The sequence below is a fragment of the Azospira sp. I09 genome (assembly GCF_009177135.1).
Taxonomy (GTDB): domain Bacteria; phylum Pseudomonadota; class Gammaproteobacteria; order Burkholderiales; family Rhodocyclaceae; genus Azospira; species Azospira oryzae.
Window position 1 is genome coordinate 1164056 of the sequence record NZ_AP021844.1, and the last position, 24718, is coordinate 1188773.

Below are 24718 nucleotides of genomic sequence, written 5' to 3' on the forward strand. Positions count from 1 at the left end.
GGAAATCCCTGCCCTCGCCAACAAAGCAAAAGGGCCAGGCATGATGCCTGGCCCTTTTGCTTTGTATGGTTGCCGTAACCGGCTTACTTGCTGTTCACATCGTAGGGGTAGGACTTCTGGGCCACCTTGGCAGCCTTGAAGCCTTCCTGCTCTTCCTGGGGCAGTTCCTTGTCCCACCAGATGGCCCGGCCCTTGCGCTGGTCTTCCACCCACTCCGGGTTCTTAGCCAGCATTTCGCGCATGAATTTGGTGTGATCGGATTCGTACAGGGCCATGCCAGGGACTCCCAATGATTGGAGGGTTGAACGCAAGGCCCGGATTATAGCCCAACTCCCCGGAAATTCTGCTGCCGCCCCCGTGGGCCCGCCCCGCCTTGACACTGGCGATTTTATTACGTTAACGTCAACGTCAATAAACAATATAAAACGCGTTACGCGATCCGGGCAGGGGGGAGTCGGGCCGTCGTCGGCCGCTTCTCGATCTCAGGACCACCTGACCACACAGGCCGGTCCGTTCTCCCTGTTCTGTCGCGGGTTGTACCGGAGCAATCCGGCGTTGCCTTTTCACACTGAACGACAAAACAGAGGAGAACAAGTTGTCTGCTACTGAAGCCTTTCTCAAGGCCCGCGACTTCCTGCTGGCCCACCGCACCGACTACACCACCGCCTACAACGGCTTCCAGTGGCCCCAGCTGACCGAGTTCAACTGGGCCCTGGACCACTTCGACGTCATGGCCAAGGGTAACGACAAGCCCGCCCTGTGGATCGTCGAGGAAGACGGCACCGAGCACAAAATTTCCTTCGCCCAGATGTCCGCCCGTTCCAACCAGGTGGCCAACTTGCTCAAGGCCCAGGGCGTCAAGCGGGGCGACCGCATCCTAATGATGCTGGGCAACGAAGTGCCCCTGTGGGAAACCATGCTCGGCTGTATCAAGCTGGGCGCCGTGCTGATTCCCGCCACCACCCTGCTCACCCCCGAAGACCTGCGCGACCGCCTGGACCGGGGCCAGGTCAAGCACGTCATCATCGGCGCGGCCCACACCGACAAGTTCACCGACCTGGCCGGCGACTACACCCGCATCTGCGTCGGCGGCGAACCCGCCGGCTGGAAGTCCTTCAAGGACAGCCACACCACCTCCGCCGAGTACACCCCGGATGCCGCCACCAAGGTTTCCGACCCCCTGCTGCTGTATTTCACCTCCGGCACCACCTCCAAGCCCAAGCTGGTGCTGCACACCCACCAGAGCTACCCGGTGGGCCACCTGTCCACCATGTACTGGATCGGCCTGCAGCCCGGCGACATCCACCTCAACATTTCCTCGCCGGGTTGGGCCAAGCATGCCTGGAGCTGCTTCTTCGCCCCCTGGAATGCCGGCGCCTGCATCTTCCTCTACAACTACAGCCGCTTCTCCGCCAAGTCCATGCTCAATGTGCTGGAGAAGTACCAGGTCACCACCATGTGCGCGCCCCCCACCGTGTGGCGCATGATGATCCAGGAAGACCTGGCCGCCTATAAGGGCCGCCTGAAGATCCGCGAACTGATCGGTGCCGGCGAACCCCTCAACCCGGAAATCATCGAACAGCTGCAGAACGCCTGGAACATCACCATCCGCGACGGCTTCGGTCAGACCGAAACCACCGCCGAGATCGGCAACACCCCGGGCCAGCCCCTCAAGCCCGGTTCCATGGGCCGCCCCCTGCCGGGCTACCAGGTGGTGCTGGTGGATAGCGAAGGCAACGAGGCCGCCGAGGGCGAGATTTCCCTCAAGCTCAACCCGCGCCCCCTGGGCCTGATGGTGGGCTACTCCGGCGACGCCGAGAAGACCGCCGAAGTGATGCGCGACGGGGTCTATCACACCGGCGACGTGGCCACCAAGGACGAGGACGGCTACATCACCTACGTGGGCCGGGCGGACGACGTGTTCAAGGCCTCCGACTACCGCATCTCCCCCTTCGAGCTGGAATCCGTGCTGATCGAGCACCCGGCCGTGGCCGAGGCGGCGGTGGTGCCCTCCCCCGATCCGGTGCGCCTGGCCGTGCCCAAGGCCTACGTCATCCTGCGCAACGGCGAGAAGCCGTCCAAGGAACTGGCCAAGGACATCTTCGCCTTCCTGCGCGCCAACCTGGCTCCCTACAAGCGCATCCGCCGCCTGGAGTTCTCCGACCTGCCCAAGACCATCTCCGGCAAGATCCGGCGCGTCGAGCTGCGGGCCAACGAGGCCAAGCGCCGCAATGCCAACGAAAAGGGCGAGTGGGAATTCTTCGAGGAAGACTTCCCCGACCTGAAGGGCTGAGCCCCCGGGCTAGGGCAAAAAAAAAACGGCGGACCCGCGGGTCCGCCGTTTTTCATTCAGGACTGTTCCGGTCTACTGGAACACGATGGGCTGGGCGGCACCGGCGCAATAGTCGGCGAGAAAGTCGTCCACGGTTTCCGTGTCCGTCCCTTCGCCCACCACTTCCCGGATGGCCCGGTGGAACTGCTCCGCCCGCACGCCCTGAATGAACAGGGAGCGGTTCCCGGTCTTGTCTACCAACTCGAAACCGTACTGGGCCGGGTAGGCCAGAACCGAATACTCGTCGCTGCTGTAGAACGTGTCCATGATCGGGTCCTCTCGTGTTAAAACGAAGGGCGGCCATTCATCCTTTCCGCGTCTTCATCTCCCACATGGGAGTGCCACCCGCCGTTTTCAAGAGTATGAACCTTCCCCGGGGGAAAAAGTGCCCCGCCCCGGTGTTTTCCCCAGGTCGGAGGGTTACACTGCCGGCTCATTCAGAGGAACCGACCATGCCCTGCCGTTGCGCCTGGGTCAGCGATGACCCGCTCTACCAGCATTACCACGACACCGAGTGGGGCGTGCCCCTGCGGGACCCCGCCCGGCTCTTCGAATTCCTCCTGCTGGAAGGGGCCCAGGCCGGTCTCTCCTGGATCACCGTTCTGAAAAAGCGGGAAACCTACCGCCTCGCCTTCGACCAGTTCGATCCCCACCGCATGGCGGCCTACGACGAGGCCAAGGTGGCCAGCCTGCTGGCGGACCCGGGCATCGTGCGCAACCGGCTCAAGGTGGCCGCCTTCATCCAGAACGCCCGGGCCTGGCTGCAGCTGTGCGAGGAAGAAGGCGATGCCGCCGCCTACCTGTGGCAGTTCGTCGGCGGTAAGCCGCGGCAGAACCGCTGGGCCAGCATCGCCGAGGCGCCGACCCGCACCGCCGAATCGGACGCCATGAGCAAGGCCCTGGCCAAGCGCGGTTTCAAGTTCGTCGGCTCCACCATCTGCTATGCCTTCATGCAGGCCACGGGCATGGTGAACGACCACACCACCGACTGTTTCCGCCACGCCGAAGTGGCGGCCACGACCTAGGCCCGGCGGTCACGCCGCTGTCATGTGGGGGTGCTAAAAATGGAAGCCCCCCCACCCAGGAGACAGCCGCCATGTACGACCTGCAACCCGCTACCGCCGCCCTGCACCAGGGCTCCCTCAACGCCTTCTCCAGCATCGCAGGCCTGCTGCTCGATTCCGGCCACCGCACCCTGGACATCTGCAGCGCCGCCCGCCAGGACCTGCTCGAATCCCTGCAGGCGGATGATGGCGCCCTGCCCCGCCTGGACGCCGGCAAGACCGGCGACACCCTGCACCGCCACTCCCTGGCCCTGACCCAGGAAGGCCTGGGCGCCCTGATGGCCCTGCAGGAAGAGGCCATCCGCTTCTTCGAAGGCCACAGCCACGGCCTCAGCGCCTTCGTCGCCAACAGCATCGAAAAGGCCGGCAAGGGCCTGCCGGCGGAAATCCTGCCGGCGATGAACCTGTTCCAGCAGAGCGTCACCCAGCTGGACCACACCCTGGGCCACCTGGCCGCCAATGCCTCCCACACCGCCGCCGAGGCGGCCACCCAGATCGAGGCCAGCCTGGCCGAGGAAAGTGCCGCGAACGAAGAAAACGGCAGCAAGCCCCGCAGCGCCGCCCGCCGCAAGGGCGCCTGAAACACCGCACCGGGCGCCGGCGGCAGCCGCGCCCGGGCCCCCGTTTCAGGCCGCCGGGCGGAGCCGCCGCCGCCCGGCTACAATAGCGCCCCGCCCTTCCTCCCAGCGCTCCCCATGTCGGCATCCCAGAAACTCGGCAACACCACCTTCCACGGCCTCGACGCCGTCCGCCTCACCCTGCCCGACGGCAGCACCGCCGTCATCAGCGCCTTCGGCGCCCAGGCCCTGTCCTGGGTCCCCGCCGGCGGCGGCGAGCGCCTCTATCTCAGCCCCCAGGCCGACTTCGGCGGCAGCGTCCCCATCCGTGGCGGCGTGCCGGTGGTCTTTCCCCAGTTCGCCGAGCGCGGCCCCCTGCCCAAGCACGGCTTCGCCCGCACCGCCACCTGGACCCTGGAAGAGTGGCGTGAACAGCCGGAAGCGGAAGAAGGCGGCTTCGCCTGCGCCGTCTACAGCCTCACGGCCGACGACGCCAGCCGGACCCTGTGGCCCCACGACTTCCGCGCCGAACTGACCGTGGCCCTGACCCGCGACCGCCTGGACATCGAACTGGAAGTGGAAAATCCGGGCAACGAGCCCCTGGAATTCACCGGCGGCCTGCACACCTACCTGCGCGTCAAGGAAGTGGAGAACGTCACCCTCACCGGCCTCCACGGTAGCCGCCGCCAGCTTCCCGGCAGCCAGGAGACCAAGGTCGAGACCGGCCCGGAACTGATGGTGGATGACGAGGTGGACCAGGTCTATCTGGACGTGCCCCGCCCCCTGCTGCTGAAGGACGGACGCCAGGCCCTGGCCATCGCCAGCGAGGGCTTTCCCGACGTGGTGGTGTGGAACCCCTGGGAACACCGCTGCGCCAGCCTCAAGGACATGCCGGCCAACGGTTTCCGCCACATGCTGTGCGTCGAGGCCGTGGCCGTGGGCAAGCCGGTGGTGGTGGCCCCCGGCGCCTCCTGGTGGGGCCGCCAGACCCTGGTGACCCTGGACGCCTGATCCCGAAAAGCAGGCAGGGCGGAGAGGCAATATCCACGAGCCTCTCCGCCTGCACTACCCTGAAATAGCCGTCCCTCCTGCCTTTCCGGCCAGGTCCCTGAACCGGACCTGGCCAGCCACCCGACAGCCCGCACCTCCCGCCACCTCCCGCTGATCTCTGTGCTCTCTGTGGCCCGGATTTTTCGGTCTTCTCAAACCTGGCGCTGCCCCACCCCCAGGGCCGTCAGCACGGCGATGGACTGAAGGATGGCCACCCCCACCAGCACGCTGGCGAAATGGCCCGCATCGAGCATGGGCCCGAACAGCAGGGGCGACAGGGCCAGCCCCGTATCCAGCCCCGAATAGACGAAACCGTAGACCCGGCCGAAAGCCTGCTGGCCGAAACGGACCGCCGCCGCCCGGCGCACCAGCAGGTCCCGGGAAGGACCGGCCAGGCCGTTGCAGAAGCCGATGCAGGCCATCAGCAGCGGCACCAGGGTGGCCGGCACGACGCCGCTGGCCAGCAGCAGGGCCAGCAGGGCCGCCGTGGACAGGATCAGGGCGATACGCCGGTCATGGGCCATGGCCTTGCCGGCGAGAAAGCCGCCCAGGGCCATGCCGCCGGCCCCGCCCAGGAGGAAGGCGGTGATGGCGCTGGCCGCCAGGCCCACGGAGAGACCATAGACCTGCTGCAGCACCGGCGAGCCGAAATTCTGGAAGGCGCCGAAGGCGGTGGTGGTGAACAGGAAGAAGCCGAAGCACAGCCACACCGGGCCGCAGCCGAGGAAGGCGAAGGGGGAGCCGGCGGCCCCGTCGTGCCGGCTTGCCCCATGGGGCGGATCGGCCAGCAGATGGCGGAAGCAGAACAGCAAACCGAGGGCCAGCAGGGCCACCACGCTGGCGCCCAGGGCGGCGCCGCGCCAGCCGGCCAGGGCCGCGATGCCGGTAAGGAAGGCCGGTGCCGCCGCCCAGCCCAGGTTGCCCGAGAGGCCGTGGATGGAGAAGGCATGGCCCAGGCGGGCCGCGGAAACGTGGCGGTTGAGCAGGGTGAAGTCCGCCGGATGGAACACCGCATTGCCCAGCCCCGCCAGGCCGGCGGCCAGAAACAGGCCGGCATAGCTGTGGGCCAGGGCCAAAGCCACGCCGGCGGCCGCCAGGCAGGAGACGCCGAAGAACAGCACCCGCCGCGCTCCCAGCCGGTCCACGGCGAAGCCGGCCAGGGCCTGGCCGATGCCGGAAACGACGAAGAAGAGGGTCATGGTGGCCCCCACCTGGGTGAAGCTGAGGCCGAACTCCTGCATCAGCCAGGGAAAGAGGGGCGCCAGCAGGAGATGGAAGAAATGGGAGACGCCGTGAGCGAAGCCCACCACGCTGATGGTGGCGTATTCGCGCCGGCGCTGCAGTCTGGCGGTCTCGCCTGCTTCAGCGCCGGCAGGGGCGGCAGTCGTGTCGGTGACGGCGGCAGCGAGCGCCACAGGTTCGGGGGATGCCACGGCGGCGTTGCTATCGGTACCCATGGGCCCGGCTCCTGATGATGGAAAACAGGCAGGCATCCTAACCCTCCCGCCCCCTGGCAGAAACACGGCAGACGGACAATAATTGTCGCAATCCGGCCAGCCATACCGTACCGCTGACCGTACCGCTGACCGTACCGCTGACCGTACCGCTGACCGTACCGCCCCGGGCCGGCGCTGGCCCGGCCCCAGCGCCAACCCGCTCCGCCCCGGTTCCAGCCGGCAGATGCCGCCCCCAACCCGCTCCCTCCGGAAGACGCCCATGCCTGCCGCCCAGCCGCGCCTGCCCTACGATCCCTGGCCCCGCCGGCCCCCCAGCGCCGCCGAGCCGGTCACGGTGAACCTGCGCAAGGCACCGGCCGACGTGGAAATCCCCTGGGACAGCCACGACTGGGCCCAGCTGGCCTACCCCATCGCCGGCACCATCCGCCTGGCCACCGCCGACATGGCCTGGATCGTGCCGCCCCTGCGGGCCATCTGGATTCCGCCCCAGGTGGCCCACACCGTGGTCATGCTGGGCCAGGTGGAACTGCGCACCCTCTACGTGGATGCGGCGGCGGCCCCCCTGCCCCTGGATTCCTGCCGGGTGGTGGAGATCTCCGACGTCATGCGGGCCCTGAGCGAGGCCTTGGCTGCCAGCCCGGCCCCCGCCGAACCCCGGCGCGGCCTGATGACGGCCCTGCTGGTGGAGGAGATGCGCCAGGCCAAGCCCCTCTCCCTGGGCCTGCCCCTGCCCCGGGACCGGCGCCTGATGGCCCTCTGCCAGGCCCTGCTCGACCAGCCCGCGGCGGACCTCAGCCTGGAGGCCTGGGCCGCCCGGGTCGGCGCCAGCAGCCGCACCCTGGCCCGCCTCTTCCAGAAGGAGCTGGCCATGCCCTTCGGCGCCTGGCGCCAGCAGCTGCGCCTGTCCCGGGCCGCCGCCCTGGTGGCCCAGGGCCGCAGCCTGGGGGCGGTGGCGGCGGAACTGGGCTACGCCAGCCCCAGCGCCTTCTCCGCCATGTTCAAGCGGGCTTTCGGCCAGTCGCCGCGGCAGTTTTTCCGCCAGTAGCTGCGGCTCCTGTTACACACTGTATCAACCTGGATCAAATGCCCGGCCTAAACTTGTTGCATTGCAACATTCAACAGGCGCAGAATCGACCTCATCCCGAAGCCGTATCGCCTGAGGAGCCAGCCATGAACGCCATTGAACGCCAACAACTGACCTCCCTCCTGCAGCGACTGAGTCATGTGCAGTCGCAGCAAACCGAGGTGGAAATCGAATCCGTCATCCGCGAGGCCTGCGCCGGCCAGCCCGAGGTGGCCCGCCTCCTGGCCCAACAGGTCCTGGGCCTGGGCAACACCGCCCACGCCCCCTGCTTCCACTGCGCCCCGCCCGAAGGCAGCTACGCCTTCGAAGCCGCCGGCATCCCCCACCAGCACTGAGCCGGAGCCGCCCCCGGCGGCGGCTCTTCGCCCCTTCGCTTCCCTTCTCCCGGCCCCGCCCAGGGGCCGCAGCGGGCCTTAGGCCGGCACTTCCAGGCTGTCGCCGGTAAGGAAGAACTGCCCGCCCGCCACGTAATGCAGGGTGCGCAGTTCCTCCGCCGCGAACAGCCAGCGGCCGTCCCGGAAGGCCCGGTCGTCGGCCCAGGCCGCCACCACCTCGGCCAGGAACAGGTCGTAGGCCTGCTGGTTGTGCTGGTTGTGCTCTTCCGGCAGCACCCGGCATTCCAGCCAGGCGGCACAGCCCTCCACCAGGGGCGCCCCCACCTTTTCCGCCGGCGCCGTGGCCAGCCCCAGGCGCGCAAACTTGTCCCCGTCGCGGCCGCTGCAAGAACCCACGGCCACCACCGCCTCGGCCAGAGCCTTGCCGGGAATGCCCAGCACGAATTCGCCGGCGCCTTCCACCAGGCCCCGGGTATGGGCGCCCTTGTCGATCACCACCGCCACCTTGGGCGGCGAAAAATCCAGGGGCATGGCCCAGGAGGCCGCCATGACGTTGCGGCGCCCCTGGTGGGCGCTGCTGACCAGGGTCACGGGGCCGTGGTTGAACAGCTTGTAGGCCTGGGACAGGGGAACGGCGACACGCATCTTTTTCTCTCCAAGCAGGATGGGTACGGGAGCCTCAGTGGCCGCCCCGGTATTTCAGTTCGCCGGCCTCGACGGCAAAGCCCAGCCAGTTCTCCGGCGGCGGCAGGGGGCAGGTGGCGAAGGGGGTGAAGGCGCAGGGCGGGTTGTAGGCCCGGTTGAAGTCCAGCAGCACCTTGCCGTCCCGGGGCGGCGGGCAGCGCAGGAAACGGCCGGCGCCGTAGGTCAGGCGGCCGCTGCCGGCATCGCGGAAAACGAAGAAGACGCCCTCCTCTCCCGTTTCCATGGGCAGCAGGGCCACCGTCTGTCCGGCGTGGTCGAACACCGCCCGGTGCCGCACCGTCACCGCTTTCAGTTCGCCGGTCACCGTCGGCACTTCCATGGTGACGGGCTCGGCCAGGGTTTCCCAGGCGGCCTCGATGGACCAGGCCGGCGCATAAGGCAGGCACTCCAGCCCGGCAAAGGGCCGCTTCGCCTGCCACTCCAGATCCCGCAGGCGCACCGCCAGACGGCCTTCCCGCTCGATGACGAAAAACTGGTAGGCACCGCTGCGCACCGGCGTCGGCTCCCCCTGGGCGTCGGTCTGCAGAGCTTGGACCCCGCCGCCGGCGGGCTCCCAGGTGATGCTAGTGCCCTGCTAGCACAACAAGCCCAGGCGCTCCGGACCGTCGGGCAAGCGCACCAGGCAGTCGGCGCCCGCACCCACGGCGTTGTCGCCGGGCTCCAGCCAGATGAGGCCGATCAGGCCGGGCCAGCCTTGCAGCGCATCCAGTTCGGCCAGGCGGCGCTGGAACCAGCGCCGGTGCCGGGCCGCCGGAGAAGCATCGATATCGCTCATGGAATTCTCGCAAAAAGGGTTAGAGGCGAAAGCGCCGGGCCAAATCGAAGGAGTTGCGTACCCCGATGTCGCCGCTGTGGGCCCGGAGCCAGTCTTCGGCGGCGGCGTAGCCCAGGTCGTGGAGCTTTAGCAGGAAGGGCCAGTCGGCCGCCACCTTGGTTTCGGAGCCGAACTGGTGCAGCAGGTCGGCCGCCTCGATGAGATGGAAATGGGTCTGCAGGATGCGTTTTTCCAGCCCCCCCGCCTCCAGGCCCAGGCGCTCGGAGAAGTCGATGACGTTGGCGAAGAGCAGCATTTCCCGCAGCACGCTGGTGTTGAAGGCCAGTTCCATGGCCCGGGCGCGGATTTCCTCCACCGTGGTCGGCACCTCGCCGTAGGAGGGCGGCGCCAGCAGCACCAGCAGGATTTCCGGACTGTCGCATTCGTAGAACAGGGGGAACACCGCCGGGTTGGCAGAATAGCCACCGTCCCAGTAGGGCTCGCCGTCGATTTCCACGGCGTGGTGGATCATGGGCAGGCAGGCCGAGGCCAGGGCCGCCTCCACGCTCAGTTCGGCGTTGCGGAAGAGGCGCAGCTTGCCGGTATTGGCGTTGGTGGCGGCGAGGAACAGGCGCACCGGGCTGTGCCGGCGCAGGCCCTCGAAATCCACCCGCTCCTTGAGCAGCTGGCGCAGGGGATTGAAGTTGAGGGGATTCAACTGGTAGGGCGAAAGGTACTGGGTCCAGTTGAGCATCATGCGGGTGGCCGGCATCAGGGCCAGGCCTTCGCCGCCCTGCACCGGCATGGAGAGATCCAGGGGCACGCTGTCGGCGATGGCCTGCCAGAACTCTTCCAGGGCCAGGCGGGCCCACTGGGGACCGCCCTTCATCAGGCCGTCGGCCAGCACCAGGGCGTTCATGGCGCCGGCGCTGGTGCCGCTGATGCCGTCGAAGCCGTAGCGCCCGTCCGCCAGCAGGCAGTCGAGCACACCCCAGCTGTAGGCGCCGTGGGCGCCGCCGCCCTGGAGCGCCAGATTGAGGGCCAAACCCGTGCTGCCTGCTGCCGTCTGCTGAACTGCCATGACTGCTCCTCGGATTGACTGATGGGTTCCCGGCTAGGATACTTCGCCCGGCGCCGCGGCGGCGCATCTTGCCGCTTTTTGACGGGCGCCCTCGGCGGGGCCGCAGCCTTGCCGACCTTTCCCGAATCGCTCTGCCAGGATTTCCCCATGCTGCAAAAGCTCTCCTCCTTCCCCGGCGTGTCCGGTCCCGTGGTCATCATCGTCATGGACGGCTACGGCCTGCCCAAGACCGACGTCGGCAGCGCCATCGCCGCCGCCAGGAAGCCCACCCTGGACAAGCTCTTCGCCACTTGCCCGAACATCCGCCTGAAGGCCCACGGCACCGCCGTCGGCATGCCGTCGGACGACGACATGGGCAATTCCGAAGTGGGCCACAACGCCATCGGCGCCGGCCAGGTGTACGCCCAGGGCGCCGCCCTGGTGGCGGGCGCCATCGCCGACGGCAGCATCTGGCAGGGCCAGGCCTGGCAGGAGATCGTCGCCGGGGCCAAGGCCGGTCGTGGTGTGCTGCACTTCATCGGCCTCTTCTCCGACGGCAACGTGCACAGCCACATCGACCACCTCAAGGCCATGGTGGTCCAGGCCAAGGCCGAAGGCGTCAAGACGGTGCGCATCCACGCCCTGCTGGACGGCCGCGACGTACCCGAGACCAGCGCCCTGGAATACGTGGAGCCCTTCGAGGCTTTCCTGGCGGAGATTTCCGACCCATCCTTCGACGCCCGCATCGCCTCCGGCGGCGGCCGCCAGGTCATCACCATGGACCGCTACGAGGCCAACTGGGCCCTGGTGGAAGCCGGCTGGAAGACCCACGTGCTGGGCCAGGGCGAGCAGTTCGCCAGCACCGCGGAAGCGGTCAAGGCCCTGCGCCAGCGCCATCCCGGCACCATTGACCAGGACCTGCCGCCTTTCGTCATCGGCGCCAATGGCCAGCCCGTCGGCACCATCGAGGACGGCGACGCCGTGGTCTTCTACAACTTCCGCGGCGACCGGGCCATCGAAATCACCCGGGCCTTCGAGGAAGCGGATTTCGACAAGTTCGACCGCATCCGCATGCCCAAGGTCATCTACGCCGGCATGCTGCAGTACGACGGCGACCTGCAGCTGCCCAAGCGCTTTCTGGTGGCCCCGCCGGCCATCAAGGACACCATGGGCGAGTGGTTCGCCAAGAGCGGCGTGACCCAGTTCGCCTGCTCCGAAACCCAGAAATTCGGCCACGTCACCTACTTCTGGAACGGCAACCGCTCCGGCAAGTTCGAGGGCGAGACCTACCAGGAAGTGCCCAGCGACGTGGTGCCCTTCGAGCAGCGGCCCTGGATGAAATCCGCCGAGATCGCCGACGCCATGATCGCCGCCCTGAAGAGCGGCCAGTACAAGACCCTGCGCTGCAACTTCGCCAACGGCGACATGGTGGGCCACACCGGCAACTTCCGCGCCGCCACCCTCTCCGTCGAGGCGGTGGACCTGGCCCTGGAGCGCATCCTGCCGGTGATCGACGCCATGGGCGGGGTGGCCCTGATAACCGCCGACCACGGCAACGCCGACGAGATGTTCGAGCTGGACAAGAAGACCAAGCAGCCCCAGCTCAATGCGGACGGCTCCTTCAAGGCCAAGACCGCCCACACCCTCAACCCGGTGCCGCTGATCCTTTACGACAACGTCAGCGGCGGCAAGCTGGCCCTGAAGCAGACGGAAAGCGCCGGTCTCTCCAACATCGCCGCCACCGTGGCCAACCTGCTGGGCTACGACAAGCACGCCAAGTGGGACGAGAGCCTGCTGCAAATCCGCTGATCCCACGGCATCGGCGCAACAAGGAAACGGCGGCCCCAGGGCCGCCGTTTTGCATTGGCCCTTCTTGACGCAGCGGCTGGACGCCCCGTGGCACAGGGGTATGATGCTGGGCCATGGACAAGCTCGAAGTCTTCAACACCCTGGCGGCCGGGGTCGGCCACGGCGAACTCGCCTTTCCCACCAGCGCCCAGGTGGCCATCAAGGTGCGGCAGGCCCTGGACGATCCGGAGTGCCACATCGAAGCCGCCGCCCATCTGGTGCAGGCCGAGCCCCTGCTGGCGGCCCGGGTGGTGGCCATGGCCAACTCGGTCACCTACAACCGTGCCGGCAATCCCGTCACCGACGTGCGCACCGCCGTCGCCCGCCTGGGCTTTCGCACCGTGCGCGCCCTGGCCATGGCCCTCATCACCCGCCAGCTGTCCGGCAGCCCCAGCGATCCGGCCTTGCAGACCATGGCCGCCCAACTGTGGCAACACACGGCCCATGTGGCCGCCCTGGCCCACGTCATCGCCCGCCGGGTGACCAAGGTGGATGGGGAAACGGCCATGTTCGCCGGCATCGTGCACGAGGTCGGCGGCTTCTACCTGCTGTCCCAGGCCAAGCGCCAGCCCGGCCTGCTGGACGGGGATTTCGACGCCTGGATGGAAGGCGGCGAAATGATCCTGGGCCGGGCCGTGCTGCAGGTGCTGGAAGTGCCGGCGCCGGTACTGGAAGCCATCGAAGCCTATTGGGATGGCTTCCTCGCCATCCCGCCCCACTCCCTCGGCGACACCCTGCTGCTGGCCGAGGAACTGTGCCCCGTACCCTCGCCCCTGCACCGCTTCAACAGCCGCGGCGCAGCCCCGGGCGGCGCAGCCCCGGGCGGTGCCGACATGGGCGCCGGCGCCAATCTGGACATGGTGCTGGGGGAGGAAACACTGAGCGGCATCCTGGCCGAAGCGGCGGAAGAAGTGGGCTCCCTCACCGGCGCCCTGCAGTTCTGACGCCTTTCCAGCCGCCGGCAACATGGCGGCACCCCATCCCCTGGAAGCCTCATCCGGCGGACTTCCCAGCCATGCCATGCCGGAGATCGCCTATCCGCGCGCCTCTCCGGCCACCCCATCCAAGCGGCCATGAAAAAGCCGCCGACGGCCAGGCCGCGGCGGCTGCTTTGCTGCGGCGGCAACGCCGCCCCGCGAGACCCTCAGACCAGGGTCAGGGTGACGTCGATATTGCCCCGGGTGGCGTTGGAATAGGGGCACACCTGGTGGGCCTTGGCCACCAGTTCCTCGGCCGCCTGCCGCTCCAGGCCCGGCAGGGCGATGCGCAGTTCCACCTCGATGCCGAAACCGGCGGGGATGACGCCGATGCCCACCAGGCCCTCGATGCTGGCCTGGGCCGGGAAGGCGATCTTGTCCCGGGCGGCAACGAACTTCATGGCACCCATGAAGCAGGCCGAATAGCCGGCGGCGAAAAGCTGCTCCGGATTGGTGCCGGCACCGCCGGCCCCGCCCAGTTCCTTGGGCGTGCTCAGGGTCACCTCCAGATGGCCGTCGGCGCCGACAGCACGGCCGTCACGGCCGCCGGTGACTTGGGCCTGGGCCCGGTACAGCACTTTTTCGATCGACATGGTCTTTCTCCTAGAAAAGTGGGAACTGCCTGCGACGACTTCGGAACGGTCCGGGCGCATCGCCGCCCATGAAAATCATCAAGAATCACTATTTAATAGCGTGCTATATATTTGCCGGAAGAAAAGGGCCGGGAGGCCCTCTTGTGCCGGCCCTTCACGCCATGGCCAGCCTTCAGCCGTAGGCCTGCAGCCGCCGGCGCAGGTCGTCCAGTTCGCCCTTGAGCCGGCCCAGCTCGTCGGTGGAGCAGGCGGCGGCGCAGAGCATGGCGGCGGGCACGGCCTCGGCCTGGCGGCGCAGCTCCTGCCCCGCCAGGCTCAGGCTCACCACCACCTGGCGCTCGTCGCTGGCGGCCCGGCTGCGGCTGAGCAGGCCCGCCGTCTCCAGGCGCTTCAAGAGGGGCGTCAGGGTGGCCGAATCCAGGCCCAGGGGCTCGCCGATCTCGGACACGGTGAGGCCATCCCGCTCCCACAGCACCAGCATCACCAGGTACTGGGGATAGGTCAGGCCCAGGGGGCCCAGCACCTTGCGATAGACCTTCTGCATGGCCAGGGTGGTGGCATACAGGCTGAAGCAGAACTGGTTCTGCAGCAGCAGGGAGGCCGGGCTTGGCGGGGTGGCGTTGTTGGGCTTGTCATCCATGGCGCCCATATTAAATAGCGCGCTATTTAATTGCAAGCACTTTTATTAACCTCCGGACGCCAGGCTTCCCAGCCAGGCCAGCACCGCCAGCGCGGCCAGGGCGCCGCCCCGGGTGCACCAGGGCGGCCGCCAGGCCAGCAGGAACACCAGGCCGGTGGCCGCAGCGGAGAGCAGGCCGATCCACAGCACCACGCCCTGGGCCGCGCCCCAGCCCGCAAGACAGGGCACCAGGGCCAGCAGGCAGCCGCTCCAGCCGGCCAGGCGCAGGCCCCGGCCCCGTCCCGGTGTCAGGGGATGGTGGTAGCGCTGCCGGTAGTGGCGGGCCATGCCCAGGCACAGGCCCAGCATGCCCAGATAGGCCAGGCCGAGACTGGCGGCGGCGTGCAACCAGGAAATGTTCATGCTGCCTCCTTGGCCGCTGCGGCGGCAAAACGGCGGCTCACCCGCCATCCCAGATAGACCAGGGCCAGGCCGCCGACGAGGGCGGTCAAATCCACCCCCAGGCGCATGGCATCCAGCAGCCCCGGGGCGCCGGCCACGTCGCACAGAGGCAGCAGGGCCCAGGCCAGGCCGGCGGCGTAGAGCTGCCCGCGCCAGGCCGCGCCGGGGGCACGCAGGCCGGCATGGACCAGGGTCAGGGCCCACACGGCGAAGAAGGCGCCGACCTCCCAGGCCGCCCGCTCCGCCAGGTCCGCCGGCAGCAGCCGGTTGGCCCAGAGGAAGGCGGCGCTGGCCAGCATCACTCCGGCCACGGTGGCCACGTTGAGGCTTTCAATGGCGCCATAGACCCGGGCCGTGGCGGCCCCGAATTCATGGCCGGGACGCTTGCGCCGCTTGATGGTGAACAGCACCAGCCCCACCGCCATCATGGCGGTGCCGGCAACGCCGGAGAGGAAATACAGCCACTGGGCCGGATAGCCGCCGAAATGGACCAGGTGCAGCCCCACCTGGGTGCGGAAGGCGTAGGCCACCGGGTTCCACTCGGTCTGCCGCCCCAGTTCCCAGCCGCTCACCGCGGCGAAGGTGATGTGGTCGGCGACGGCGCCGAGGCGGTCGTCCAGATGGCGCATGAACTGCACCGTGGCTTCCCGGTCGCCGGGGGCGCGGATGCCGATCCAGCCCACATGGCCGGCGCCCAGGACCGTCTCCGCCTCCTGCAGCAGGGGCGCCAGGGACGGCAGGGGCGCCGCCACGCCGGCCGGCCGGCGCTCGAAGCTGCGCACCACGTCGCCCCGGGGGCCGCCGGCCTTGCCGTCGTAGAAATGGTAGGTGGCGGCGGGCAGGTAGCTGTCCACCAGGATCACCACGCCGGTATAGGTGATGAGCAGGAGAAAGGGCAGGCCGAGGACGCCGAGGACGTTGTGGGCGTCCAGCCAGCTGCGCTGGGCCGAGGACTGGGGGCGGAAGGTGAAGAAATCCTGGAAGATTTTCTTGTGCACCACGATGCCGTTGATCAGGGCCGCCAGCATCACCAGCCCCACCAGGCAGACGATGGCCCGCCCCACCTTGCCCGCATCCAGTTCGGCGTGGAAGTGGGTGAAGAAATGGCCCCCTTCCGTGGCCCGCACCGGCAGCACCTCGCCGCTTAGCGGATGCAGGACTTCCTCCCGGGTCTGCTCCCGGTTGCCCCAGACGATGCCCACCGCCGGCTGGCGGGACGAGGGCATCTGCACGCGCCAGATGGGCGCTCCCTCCCCCACCTGACGCAGGCGCGCCTCGGCCACCGCCAGGGCCCGGGCCGGCTCGGCCGGGGCATGGCGGATTTCCGGGCGCATCCAGTGGCTGATCTCCGGCTCGAACACGGCCAGGGTGCCGGTGAAGAAAATGGGCACCAGCAGCCAGCCGAAGAGGAGACCGCTCCAGGTGTGCAGCCAGGACATGGACTGGGTGAACGTGGGGGCCTTCATGACAGCACCTTTCCCAGGTAGCCGAGGCCGGCCAGCAGGGTCGCCAGGGCCAGCAGCCAGCCCCAGGCCCGGGCGGCGCTGGAGGCGGCAAAGGCCCACAGCAGGGCCAGCAGCAGGGGGACGGGCAGGATCTGGCCCATGAGGAACCACAGGCTGACCCGGGCCAGGGGCAGCCACACCCCCAGGGCGAAGACCAGGGCCCAGGCGGCCGCGTAGCCCCCCAGGCCGGCCGCCAGGACGCGGCTCAGGACCTGGGTCCAGGATTGGTAGATACGCATGGCAATGCATCCGAAAAGGGGCCAGGGGCCCCGGTTGGCGAAGGAAAGGACGAACACGGCAATGGGCGGCCTCAGGGCGCCATGGCCTCGGGATCGCCGAGGAAGGCCAGGGCCCGGGTCAGGGAGGGCAGGATCACCGAGCCGTGGTTCTCCCCGGCCAGCACCTCGTAGCGCACCGGCCCGGCCAGGCGGGCGCCGCCGGCCAGCCACAGGCCCATCTCCCGGGCGTCGGTGACCATGGGCCGGCTGGCCAGGAGGCGGGCCCGGGGCGAATCCGGGTTGTCGCTGGGCGGATCGTCCTCCCGGGCGCCGACGGTGATCAGCACCTGGGCCTGGCGGCGGGCGCCGGCGGCCAGTTGCTCCCGCTCCAGGCGCAAGTAGCGGTCGCCGTACCAGACCGAGGGACTGGCGGCGACGTAGGTGTGGAAGGCCTGGGGCCGGGTGAACAGCACGTGCAGGGCGAACAGGCCGCCGTAGGAATGGCCGAACAGGCCCTGGCGCGCCGGATCCACCGGGAACTCGGCGGCGATGAGGGGCTTCAGCTCCTCCTCGATGAAGGCCAGGAAGCGGTCGGCGCCACCCTGACGCTCGCCGCCCCGCTCGGATTTGGGCCGGCCGGGCGGCAGGGGCGGCGTGTAGTCGTCGGCCCGGGCCGTCACCGCCTCGTCGGCGGAACCCGGATAGCCGATGGCCACCACCAGGGTGGGCGGCACGCCGGTGACGGCGGCACGCTCGGCCATGCGCCGGGCCACCACCGACAGGGTGGGAAAGGCCGTATTGCCGTCCAGGGCGTAGAGCACCGGGAAGCCGGCGGCAGGGGCGGCCCCGGCCGGCTTGGCGACGAAAATCCGGTAGGTACGGCCGGTATGGCGGGAGGTCACGTCCCGCTGCAGGGACTGGGGCAGTTCCACCGGACGCCAGGCGGTCTCGTCGCGAGCCAGGGCCGGACTGCCGCCCAGGGGCAGCAGGGGCGCCAGCAGCAGGCCCAGGAGAAGGCCGCGGCCCAGGCGCAGGGACAACAAGCTCATAGATTGCATGGATGCCTCGAAAAAAAGAGCCCCCGGGCATTGCCACGGCCCGGGGGCGGGAGGAACGGACTCAGAAGTCCACCGAGGCCGACAGGCTGACGCTGCGGGGCGCGCCGATGGTGGCCATGGAATAGCTGTCGGAGAAGCTGCCGGAGAAGTAGTTCTTGTCGAAGACGTTGTTCACGTTGGCGCGGAACACCACCTTCTGCTCGGCCACCCGGGTCGTGTAGCGGGCGCCCAGGTCCAGGATGGTCCAGGCCGGCAGCTGGTGGGTGTTGGCTGCGTTCAGGTAGAACTTGCCGTTGTAGGTCAGGCGGCCGGTCAGGGTCAGGCCGTTCACCCAGGGCGTATCCCATTCGGAGCCCAGGGTGGCCTGCCACTCGGGCACCCCGATGGCGGTGTTGCCGTCATAGGTGCCGTTCTGGGTGCGGGTCAGCTCCGCCTTGGTGTAGGTGGCTCCGCCCAGCAGGCGCACATTGCGGCTCACCTCGCCGAAGGTGTTCCACTCGATGCCGCGGTGGCGACGTTCCTGGCCGTCGGTGTAGGCATTGCCCACCTTCATCATGCCCGGCTTGGTCAGCTCGAAAAGGGAGACGGTGTTGGCGAACTTGCCCGCTTCCCACTTCACCCCCACTTCCTTCTGCTCGGTCTTGTAGGGAGCGAAGGTATGGCCGTAGTTGGTGGCGGTGACGTCGGTGACCGTGTCGCCCTTGCTCAGGCCTTCGATGTAGTTGCCGTAGAGGGACACCGGCGCCGCCCAGGGCTTCACCACCAGGCCGACGGAGGGCGTCACGGCGCTCTTGTCGTAGCTGGAGGTCTGCACCCCGGTGGTGCCGTTGAAGTTGCGGGTGCGCACCCGCTGGTCCCGCAGGCCCAGGGTCAGCAGCACCTTCTCGTCGAGAAAGGAGAGGGTGTCGGCAATGGCCAGGCTGGTCAGGGTGGTTTCGCCGGTCTTGCGCGCGCTACGGGGCAAGGTGCCGACGTTGGCCGCCGTCGGGTTGTAGATGTTGGAGGCGAAGCTGGTGCCGGACTTGGTCAGGGAACCGCTTTCCTGCAGCAGGCCGGAGGTGCTCACCACCACGTCGTGGCCCACGTCGCCGGTCTTGAAGCGGCCCTTGAGGCCGATCTCGGAGGCGACGGAATCGCTGAAGCCGTACTGGCCGGTGAGCACCCCGGTGAAATTGCCGTTGGCCTGGATGTTGCGGGCATGGGTGCCGTTGATGAAGCCCCAGTAGTCGTAATGCTGGGTGCCCAGGGAGCCGTAGACGGAAAGCTTGTCGTTGATCTCGTAGTCGGCCCGCAGCATCAGGCCCATGTTCTCCAGGGTGCCGTAGGCGCCGGGGAACAGGTTCTGCTTGGCATCGGGCGCGCTGAGGGGGGACGGCAGGGAATCGGCGAACCAGTAGGCGGAGGCCGGCGTGCCGCCCTTCATTTCCTCCTTGCTGTAGTAGAAGTCGCCGGACAGCACCAGGGCCTCGCCCCGGTAATCGGCGCCAACGGAGAGGAAGTCCCGCTTCTTTTGCTGGCCGTCGGTGGTGGTGTCCCCTTCCCGGTGGGCTGCATTGACCCGCAGGCCAATCTGCTTGGTGGGGCCGAAGCGGCGGCCCAGGTCCAGATGGGTGCCGATCTGGGAATCGGAGGTGTAGTCCACGGTCACCCGGGTCAGGGGATCGTCCGCCGCCCGCTTGGTCACCAGGTTCACCACGCCGCCGACACCGCCGCCGGGAGGCATGCCGGTGAACATGGCGCCGGGGCCCTTCAGCACTTCCACCCGCTCCAGGAACTCCACCGGCACGTGGCCCTGGGGCGTCATGCCGAAGAGGCCGTTCACCGACAGGTCGCCAGCGAAGACGTCGAAGCCCCGCAGGCGGAAGTTCTCGTAGAGGTGGCCGGCGGAAACGGTGTAACGGGCGGAGGGCTCGTTGGCCAGCACGTCGGCCACGGTGCGGGCCTGCTGGTTTTCCACCACGTCGGCGGTATAGGCGGTGATGTTGAAGGGCGTGTCCATCACGTCCCGGTTGCCCAGCATGCCCAGGCGGGCGCCCCGGGCCACCTGGCCGCCGGCGTAGGGGGCCGGCAGGGAGAGATAATCGCCGCTGGCGGTGACCTTCACTTCCGGCAGGGCAGCCTCGCTGCGGGCCGGCAGGCGGCGCAGGGTGTAGGTGCCGTCGCTGCCGGGCACGGCTTCCAGGCCGCTGCCGGCGAGGAGTTTGACCAGGGCCGCATCGGGGGCAAACCAGCCGTCCAGGGCCGGGGCGGTCTTGCCGGCCACCAGGCTGGCATCCACCCCCAGCAGCAGGCCGGTCTTGGCCGCCAGCTGGGACAGGGCCTGGCCCAGGGGCTGGGCCGGCTGTTGCAGGTGGATGCCGGCCTTGCCGGCGGCCGGATCGGCCCACAGGGGCCCGGCACAGCAGAGGGCGAGGGCCAGGGCGGTGAGACGGAAGGCGGGCCGGGCCTGTCGGCGGCCGGGACGCTGGGCTGGTTGGGACATGCAGACTCCTGAAAAGACGGTCGAAAAAAAGTGGCTTTCACTTTCCATGACCGACGAGAAACGGAATCGGGCAGCCCCTGGGCAAAATATTTTGAAAAATTTTCAGGTGCGGACCCGGATCAGCCAGCGGGAGTGGCGCTCCACCCGCAGGGGCAGCACCTCGGCCAGCAGGCGCAGGGCCTTGTCCACATCGTCCGCCGGCAGGGCGCCGGTAAAGCGCAGGCGGGCCAGATCGTCGCCACTGGCGTGCAGGTGGCCGGGGAAATAGCGGTTGAGCTGGGCCAGGACCTCGTCCAGGGGAGCGTTGTCGAAGATCAGGCGATGCTGTTCCCAGCTGTCGGCCGCCGGTGCCGCCGCCAGGGGCTCGGCCGTGCCGCCCGGCCCCAGGCGCAGGGCCTGACCCGGGCCGAGGGTGAAGCTGGCGCCGCCCCGGGCGGCCCGCACGGCGACGGAGGATTCGATGACGCTGACCAGGGTGCCGTCGCCGCTGCGATCCACCACATAGCGGGTGCCCAGGGCCTGGGCCGTGCCCTCCTCGCTCACCACCCGGAAGGGGCGGCCCGCCGGGTCGTGGGCCACCTGGGCCAGGACCCGACCGGCCAGGAGGCGCACCCGGCGCTCCGTGCCGGAAAAATCCACATCCACGGCGGAACCGCTGTCCAGGGTCAGGCGGGAGCCGTCCGTCAGGGTCAGCTGCCGCACCTCGCCGATGCCGCTGCGCTCGTCCGCCAGCCAGTGCTGGCCGTGACCCAGGAACAGCAGACAGAGGCCGAGCAGGGACGCTGCCCCCAGCAGCAGCGGCCGGCGGGCCGGGGCGGCCCGGGGCAGGGGCTGTTCCAGGGCGTCCCACATCAGGCGGATCTGGCGGAAGGTCTCCTGGTGGCGGGGGTCGGCCCGCAGCCAAACCTGGAAGTCCCGCTGTGCCTCGCCGCCGGCATCACCCTCCCCCGTCTCCTCCAGTTCGTCGGCCAGGCGTACCACCCAGGCAGCCGCGGCCTCCCGGATGGCGGCCAGTTCCTCCCGCTCACAGGTGGCCATAGAGCCTCCCGTGGCAATGGGCCAGGGCCTTGGCCAGATACTGTTTGACGCTGCTTTCGGAGACCTGCAGCTCGGCGGCGATATCGGCGTAGGAAAGGCCTTCCAGCCGGGCCAGGAGGAAGGCGCGGCGCGGCTTTTCCTCCAGTTCCTCGGAGAGCATGAGCAGCACCTGGCGTAGCAGCTGGCGCATGGCGACGATGTGTTCGGGGCTGGGCTCGCTGTCCGGCTCCAGGAGCAGGACCAGGGCCTGCAGGGTTTCCCGCTCCACCCGGGAGCGCTGGTGCAGGTTGATCAGCAGGCGGTTGGCCGTCACCAGCAGGTAGGCGCGGGGCTCCCGCAGGGCCGGCATTTCCGGCAGGGCCAGCAGCTTGAGGAAGGTGTCCTGGGCCAGGTCGGCGGCATGGTCGCGGCAGCCCGTCTTCTTTCTCAGCCAGCCGAACAGCCAGCCGTGATGGGACCGATAGAGATGGTCGACAGATTCGGTCGAAGAAGCGACGTGCATGCAGGAACTCCGCGGGAAAGCCAGGTGGACGGAAAACGTGGCTGGCGCGGAGTAAGGCACTCACTGCTGGCTAGATGCGAATTATTCTCAAATATATCGCAAGATGCAAGCGCCGCCCGGGGGGCCGACTCCCGCCGCCATCGGGGCCGGGGCATCGGCGGCACCTGGCACCGTCCCTCCCCGCCTCTTGTTCGGAAGGCATCCAGGCCCCAGAATAAACCGACGTCATCAGCCACCGCGTTACTCACCGGGACCCCGCCAGCCATGAATGCTCCAGCCAAGATTCCCGCCGTCGAGGCCCCGGGCGCCGACATGCCGCGCTGGCTGCCCCATGCCCTGGTGGCCCTGATCATCGCCACCCTGGTGGTCTCCCTGGCCGCCATGGCCATCTGGGAGGAGCGCATCCGCTATCGGGAGCGGGCCGAGGTGGCGACCCAGAACGTCTCCCACATGCTGGACCTGCACCTGAGCAGCGTCTTCGACAAGATCGACGTGGTGCTGCAATCGACGGTGGCCCAGTACCAGGAGCAGCTAGCCGGGGGCAAGGTGCGGCCCCTGGAACTGAAGCTCTATCTGGAACGGCAGCAGGCCCTGGTGCCCGAGATCATCAGCCTGCGCATCATCGACCGGGACGGCGTGGTGCGCTACGGTGCCGGCATTCCCGGCGGCGGCCCGGTCAACCTGGGGGACCGGGAGTACTTCCTGCGGGCCCGGGACGGCAGCGCCAGCGAACTGATCATTGCCGGTCCCCTCATGGGGCGCATTGCCAAGCAATGGGTGGTCACCCTCTCCCGCCGCATCGAGGCCCCGGACGGCACCTTCGCCGGCGTGGTCTATGCCGCCATCCCCACCGTGCATTTCGAGCGCATCCTCGCCTCCGTCAGCCTCGGTCCCCAGGGCGCGGCTTCCATCCGCACCGCCGACCTGGCTCTGGTGCACCGCTATCCGAGCACCCGCAACGCCGTCGGCAGCCGGGAGGTTTCCCAGGAACTGCTGGACATGCTGCGCCGGCACCCGACGGACGGCCAGTATCTGGCCCGCACCAGCCTGGACGGCGTCGAACGCAACAATGCCTACCGCCGCCTGGAGTCCTACCCCTTCTACGTCATCGTCGGCATGGCCAGCCGGGACTACCTGGGCGGCTGGCAGGGGCACAGCCTGATCCTGGGCGGCCTGGCGGCCCTGGCCGTGCTGGCCATCGGCCTGGCCGCCTGGCTCATGTACCGCTCCGCCGAGCGCCTGCGGGCCGACCTGGCGGTGCGCAAACGCATCGGCACCGAGCTGGAGACCCTGCTGGAGGAACGCACCCGTCTGGCCACGGAACTGGCGGAGCGGGCCGACGAGGCGGAGGCGGCGAACCGGGCCAAGAGCACCTTCCTGGCCAAGATGAGCCACGAACTGCGCACTCCCCTCAACCACATCATGGGCTTCACCACCATCCTGCAGCGGGAAGTCCAGGGCCCCCGGGGCCAGGACCATCTGCACAAGGTGGAACAGGCCTCCCAGCGCCTCCTGGAACTGATCAACTCCATCCTCGACGTCTCCAGCATCGAGAGCGGCAAGATCACCCTGGCCCTGCGCGACTTCGGCCTGGCCGAGCTGCTGGAGGAGGCCCGCCAGGGCCTGGCCGAAGCGGCGGCGGCCAAGGGCATCGGCGTCCAGGTGGTGAGCGACCCGGCCCTGCCAGCCCGCCTGCACGGCGACCCGGAGCGCATCCGCCAGGTACTCAACGGCCTGCTCGACAACGCCATCAAGTTCTCCGAACAGGGGCCGGTGATCCTGCGGGCCCACCGGGTGCCCAGCGACGACGGCAACGTGCGGGTGCGTTTCGAGGTCAGCGACCAGGGCATCGGCGTCGCCCCCGAACTGCGGGACAACCTCTTCCAGATCTTCAACCAGGGCGACAATTCCAGCACCCGCCGCTACGGCGGCGCCGGCCTCGGCCTGGCCCTGTGCAAGCGCCTGGTGGCCCTGATGCTGGGCGAGATCGGCTGCACCTCCGCCCCGGGCGACGGCAGCACCTTCTGGTTCACCCTGCCCCTGGGGGCGGTGGACGAGAATCCGGGGGTCCTCGGCGCCGGCGACTGGCAGCGGGTACGCCACGTGCTGGCCGAACTGGAAGCCCTCCTGGCCGCCGACAACTTCCAGGCCCAGACCCTGTGGAAGCGCTACACCCCCCTGCTCCACGCCGCCCTCGGCCCCGGCGCCCGGGCCTGCGACGAGGCCATCGACAGCATCGACTTCGACACCGCCCTGCGCTGCCTGCGGGAGGCCCGCCGCGCCGTGCCCGAGCTGCGGGACCCGGCCCACTGAAATACCGCCGGGCCGGTTGCCCTCCGGCACCCTGCCCCAGGATCAAGCAAGCACGCCCATCTCCGGCATGGGTCGGCCACAATGGCCGCCCCATCTGCCTCCCCGGGCATGCCCCGGGGGAAAATCCGGCGCAAAAAAAAGCGGGCTAGGCAGGCCGCTGTGTGTCGTTCCCGGCCGGACCCGGCGCTTCCCCGGGAATGGGCAGGCTGAAGAGGCGCTTCAGGCGCACGCATTCCGGATTGAGGCTGCCGTCCTCCAGCAGGGCCGGAAACTCCCGGCACACCGAAGGCCGGTTGTCGTAGATGCCGCAGCGATTATCCGCCTGCAGGGCGATGCAGCGCCCCTCCCCCGACTCCGTGCCCTTCATGCAGGCGCGGAAGGGCGTCAGGGACGACGTCAGGGCTTCCGGCACATAGCCGCCGGGCTGGGTATCCAGCTCCCCGTGGTAGAAGGAAACGCGAAAGAACTTGCAGCAACAGCCGCAGCCGACGCAGGGATGGTCGTTCCCCGCCATGTCGTAGAAAACCCGGTCGTCCTCGGTGCGAATGCTGATCTGGGGCATGTCGTTCTCCCGGCCCGCCCGGGCCGGCACAAGCAAAAGATGGATGGAAATGGCCCCCGCCGCACCACCTCCGTTGCCCACCGTGGGTTGGCAACCGGACAAGAGGGCCGGGGACGGGCAGTTTAAAAAAACTCGGCGCCCTT

General features: G+C 68.7%; 26 protein-coding genes. 9 read left to right on the forward strand and 17 right to left on the reverse strand.

Annotated elements, in window-relative coordinates:
• Window positions 1-83: 83 nt before the first annotated feature.
• Window positions 84-275: a DUF3460 family protein gene (locus AZSP09_RS05390; protein WP_014237248.1), complete on the reverse strand. Its 192-nt coding sequence runs from the start codon at window positions 273-275 to the stop codon at window positions 84-86.
• Window positions 276-595: 320 nt separating this feature from the next.
• On the opposite strand from AZSP09_RS05390, the gene AZSP09_RS05395 reads away from it, so the two are divergent.
• Window positions 596-2293, forward strand: a complete 1698-nt coding sequence (locus tag AZSP09_RS05395) for an AMP-binding protein (RefSeq protein WP_152089387.1) — start codon at window positions 596-598, stop codon at window positions 2291-2293.
• Window positions 2294-2365: 72 nt separating this feature from the next.
• Here AZSP09_RS05395 and AZSP09_RS05400 read toward each other — a convergent pair whose 3' ends face one another.
• Window positions 2366-2599 (reverse strand): DUF3567 family protein, encoded by a 234-nt coding sequence (locus AZSP09_RS05400; protein WP_014237246.1) that lies wholly within the window; start codon window positions 2597-2599, stop codon window positions 2366-2368.
• Window positions 2600-2784: 185 nt separating this feature from the next.
• Between AZSP09_RS05400 and AZSP09_RS05405 the strand changes: the two genes are divergently transcribed.
• The 3 genes from AZSP09_RS05405 to AZSP09_RS05415 all read left to right on the forward strand — a co-directional run bounded on the left by AZSP09_RS05405 (window position 2785) and on the right by AZSP09_RS05415 (window position 4964).
• Window positions 2785-3357, forward strand: a complete 573-nt coding sequence (locus AZSP09_RS05405) for a DNA-3-methyladenine glycosylase I (protein ID WP_152089388.1) — start codon at window positions 2785-2787, stop codon at window positions 3355-3357.
• A gap of 71 nt (window positions 3358-3428) precedes the next feature.
• Window positions 3429-3977, forward strand: a complete 549-nt coding sequence (locus AZSP09_RS05410) for a hypothetical protein (RefSeq protein ID WP_152089389.1) — start codon at window positions 3429-3431, stop codon at window positions 3975-3977.
• Between the two features lie 114 nt (window positions 3978-4091).
• Entirely contained in the window at window positions 4092-4964 is an 873-nt protein-coding gene (locus AZSP09_RS05415) for a D-hexose-6-phosphate mutarotase (protein WP_152089390.1), read from the forward strand.
• Window positions 4965-5155: 191 nt separating this feature from the next.
• Here the strand turns inward: AZSP09_RS05415 and AZSP09_RS05420 are convergent, their stop codons facing one another.
• On the reverse strand, window positions 5156-6460 hold the full coding sequence (locus AZSP09_RS05420; RefSeq protein ID WP_152089391.1) for an MFS transporter: 1305 nt from the start codon (window positions 6458-6460) through the stop codon (window positions 5156-5158).
• Window positions 6461-6719: 259 nt separating this feature from the next.
• Here AZSP09_RS05420 and AZSP09_RS05425 point away from each other — a divergent pair, with 259 nt between their 5' ends.
• Both AZSP09_RS05425 and AZSP09_RS05430 read left to right on the forward strand, forming a co-directional pair.
• Complete coding sequence (locus AZSP09_RS05425; RefSeq protein WP_152089392.1) at window positions 6720-7505, forward strand: AraC family transcriptional regulator; 786 nt, start codon at window positions 6720-6722, stop codon at window positions 7503-7505.
• 125 nt (window positions 7506-7630) lie between these two features.
• The gene (locus tag AZSP09_RS05430) at window positions 7631-7879 is read left to right on the forward strand and encodes a hypothetical protein (RefSeq protein WP_014237240.1); all 249 of its coding nucleotides are present in this window, start codon (window positions 7631-7633) and stop codon (window positions 7877-7879) included.
• Window positions 7880-7957: 78 nt separating this feature from the next.
• Here the strand turns inward: AZSP09_RS05430 and AZSP09_RS05435 are convergent, their stop codons facing one another.
• The 4 genes from AZSP09_RS05435 to AZSP09_RS05445 form a co-directional block, all read right to left on the reverse strand.
• Entirely contained in the window at window positions 7958-8524 is a 567-nt protein-coding gene (locus AZSP09_RS05435) for a flavin reductase family protein (RefSeq protein WP_152089393.1), read from the reverse strand.
• Window positions 8525-8558: 34 nt separating this feature from the next.
• Complete coding sequence (locus tag AZSP09_RS20225; RefSeq protein ID WP_232058855.1) at window positions 8559-9077, reverse strand: DUF1684 domain-containing protein; 519 nt, start codon at window positions 9075-9077, stop codon at window positions 8559-8561.
• Between the two features lie 81 nt (window positions 9078-9158).
• Window positions 9159-9359: a hypothetical protein gene (locus tag AZSP09_RS20230; RefSeq protein WP_232058856.1), complete on the reverse strand. Its 201-nt coding sequence runs from the start codon at window positions 9357-9359 to the stop codon at window positions 9159-9161.
• A gap of 19 nt (window positions 9360-9378) precedes the next feature.
• Window positions 9379-10419, reverse strand: a complete 1041-nt coding sequence (locus AZSP09_RS05445) for a patatin-like phospholipase family protein (protein ID WP_152089394.1) — start codon at window positions 10417-10419, stop codon at window positions 9379-9381.
• Between the two features lie 147 nt (window positions 10420-10566).
• On the opposite strand from AZSP09_RS05445, the gene gpmI reads away from it, so the two are divergent.
• The gene (gene gpmI / locus AZSP09_RS05450; protein WP_152089395.1) at window positions 10567-12207 is read left to right on the forward strand and encodes a 2,3-bisphosphoglycerate-independent phosphoglycerate mutase; all 1641 of its coding nucleotides are present in this window, start codon (window positions 10567-10569) and stop codon (window positions 12205-12207) included.
• A gap of 113 nt (window positions 12208-12320) precedes the next feature.
• Window positions 12321-13190, forward strand: coding sequence for an HDOD domain-containing protein (locus tag AZSP09_RS05455; protein WP_152089396.1), 870 nt, complete (start codon window positions 12321-12323; stop codon window positions 13188-13190).
• 200 nt (window positions 13191-13390) lie between these two features.
• Here AZSP09_RS05455 and AZSP09_RS05460 read toward each other — a convergent pair whose 3' ends face one another.
• From AZSP09_RS05460 to AZSP09_RS05500, 9 genes are all read right to left on the reverse strand, one after another.
• Window positions 13391-13816, reverse strand: a complete 426-nt coding sequence (locus AZSP09_RS05460; RefSeq protein ID WP_152089397.1) for an organic hydroperoxide resistance protein — start codon at window positions 13814-13816, stop codon at window positions 13391-13393.
• 172 nt (window positions 13817-13988) lie between these two features.
• Complete coding sequence (locus AZSP09_RS05465; protein WP_232058857.1) at window positions 13989-14456, reverse strand: MarR family winged helix-turn-helix transcriptional regulator; 468 nt, start codon at window positions 14454-14456, stop codon at window positions 13989-13991.
• Between the two features lie 45 nt (window positions 14457-14501).
• The gene (locus AZSP09_RS05470; RefSeq protein WP_172974699.1) at window positions 14502-14858 is read right to left on the reverse strand and encodes a DUF3325 domain-containing protein; all 357 of its coding nucleotides are present in this window, start codon (window positions 14856-14858) and stop codon (window positions 14502-14504) included.
• Window positions 14855-16363 (reverse strand): PepSY-associated TM helix domain-containing protein, encoded by a 1509-nt coding sequence (locus AZSP09_RS05475; protein ID WP_152089400.1) that lies wholly within the window; start codon window positions 16361-16363, stop codon window positions 14855-14857. Before AZSP09_RS05475 ends, AZSP09_RS05470 begins: the two co-directional genes overlap by 4 nt.
• Window positions 16360-16641 carry a hypothetical protein gene (locus AZSP09_RS05480; protein ID WP_152089401.1) on the reverse strand — a complete coding sequence of 94 codons (282 nt, stop codon included), beginning with the start codon at window positions 16639-16641 and terminating at the stop codon, window positions 16360-16362. Before AZSP09_RS05480 ends, AZSP09_RS05475 begins: the two co-directional genes overlap by 4 nt.
• Before the next feature lie 71 nt (window positions 16642-16712).
• Window positions 16713-17678 (reverse strand): alpha/beta hydrolase, encoded by a 966-nt coding sequence (locus AZSP09_RS05485; RefSeq protein ID WP_014237228.1) that lies wholly within the window; start codon window positions 17676-17678, stop codon window positions 16713-16715.
• A gap of 61 nt (window positions 17679-17739) precedes the next feature.
• Complete coding sequence (locus AZSP09_RS05490) at window positions 17740-20160, reverse strand: TonB-dependent receptor (protein WP_152089402.1); 2421 nt, start codon at window positions 20158-20160, stop codon at window positions 17740-17742.
• 102 nt (window positions 20161-20262) lie between these two features.
• Window positions 20263-21198, reverse strand: coding sequence for a FecR family protein (locus AZSP09_RS20535; protein ID WP_152089403.1), 936 nt, complete (start codon window positions 21196-21198; stop codon window positions 20263-20265).
• Window positions 21185-21700, reverse strand: a complete 516-nt coding sequence (locus tag AZSP09_RS05500) for a sigma-70 family RNA polymerase sigma factor (RefSeq protein WP_152089404.1) — start codon at window positions 21698-21700, stop codon at window positions 21185-21187. Before AZSP09_RS05500 ends, AZSP09_RS20535 begins: the two co-directional genes overlap by 14 nt.
• Window positions 21701-21964: 264 nt before the next feature.
• On the opposite strand from AZSP09_RS05500, the gene AZSP09_RS05505 reads away from it, so the two are divergent.
• Window positions 21965-24013 carry a sensor histidine kinase gene (locus AZSP09_RS05505; protein ID WP_172974700.1) on the forward strand — a complete coding sequence of 683 codons (2049 nt, stop codon included), beginning with the start codon at window positions 21965-21967 and terminating at the stop codon, window positions 24011-24013.
• Between the two features lie 145 nt (window positions 24014-24158).
• Here AZSP09_RS05505 and AZSP09_RS05510 read toward each other — a convergent pair whose 3' ends face one another.
• Complete coding sequence (locus tag AZSP09_RS05510; RefSeq protein WP_152089406.1) at window positions 24159-24575, reverse strand: YkgJ family cysteine cluster protein; 417 nt, start codon at window positions 24573-24575, stop codon at window positions 24159-24161.
• Window positions 24576-24718 lie beyond the last annotated feature (143 nt).